We start from the raw sequence: 1,074 nt of genomic DNA on the forward strand, positions 1-1,074 counted from the left end.
CTCGTCGAGTTCGACGCCGAGGCCGGGCTGGTCGCCGGGGTGGAGGTAGCCGTCGGTGAACGTGAAGGACTGCCGGAAGACCTCGTTGGTCAGTGCGCCGTGGCGCATGTACTCCTGGATGCCGAAGTTGTGGATGGCCAGGTCCAGGTGCAGCGCGGCGGCCATGCCGACGGGGGAGATGTCGGTGGGGCCGTGGATGCCGGACTTGATCTGGTACTGCGCGGCGTAGTCGAGGAGCTTGCGCAGGGCGGTGATCCCGCCGGTGTGGGTGACGGCGGAGCGGACGTAGTCGATGAGCTGTTCGTGGATGAGCGTCTGGTAGTCCCACACGGTGTTGAAGACCTCGCCGATGGCCAGCGGTGTGGTGGTGTGCTGGCGGACCAGCCGCAGCGCCTCCTGGTTCTCGGCCGGGGTGCAGTCTTCGAGCCAGAACAGGTCGTACGGTTCGAGGGCCTTGCCGAGCCTGGCCGCCTGGATGGGGGTCATGCGGTGGTGGCCGTCGTGCAGCAGCGGGAGTTCGGGGCCGAACTCGTTGCGGACCGCTTCGAAGACGGCGGGCAGGTGGCGCAGGTAGGCGCGGGTGTCCCAGTCCTCCTCGGCCGGCAGCGGGGTGCGCTGGGCGGGTTCGTAGTCGTAGCGGGTGCCGTCGGGGCTGGGCTGGGCGGCCACCCCGTAGACGGCGTTGATGCCCGGCACGGAGGTCTGCACGCGGATCGACCGGTAGCCCAGTTCGAGGTGTTCGCGGATCGAGTCGAACAGCTCCGGCAGGTCCCGGCCGGAGGCGTGGCCGTAGGCCATGACGCCGGTGCGCGATGCGCCGCCGAGGAGCTGGTACAGGGGCATGCCGGCGGCCTTGGCCTTGATGTCCCACAGGGCGATGTCCACGGCGGCGATGGCGGCCATGGTGACCGGTCCGCGCCGCCAGTACGCCGAGCGGTACAGGAACTGCCAGGTGTCCTCGATGCGGTGCGGATCCCGGCCGATCAGCAGCGGGGCGACGTGGTCGCGCAGGTACGAGGCGACGGCGAGTTCGCGCCCGTTGAGGGTGCCGTCGCCCAGGCCGGTGATGCCCTC

At 70.1% G+C, this 1,074-nt stretch carries 1 protein-coding gene; it reads right to left on the minus strand.

What is annotated here, in order from left to right:
• Positions 1 to 1,074, minus strand: a 1,074-nt coding sequence (gene manD / locus HC031_RS32195) for a D-mannonate dehydratase ManD (RefSeq protein WP_167929232.1), incomplete at both ends; no start/stop codon positions are given.

It is taken from the genome of Planosporangium thailandense (assembly GCF_011947195.1).
In the GTDB taxonomy this organism is placed as follows: domain Bacteria; phylum Actinomycetota; class Actinomycetes; order Mycobacteriales; family Micromonosporaceae; genus Planosporangium; species Planosporangium thailandense.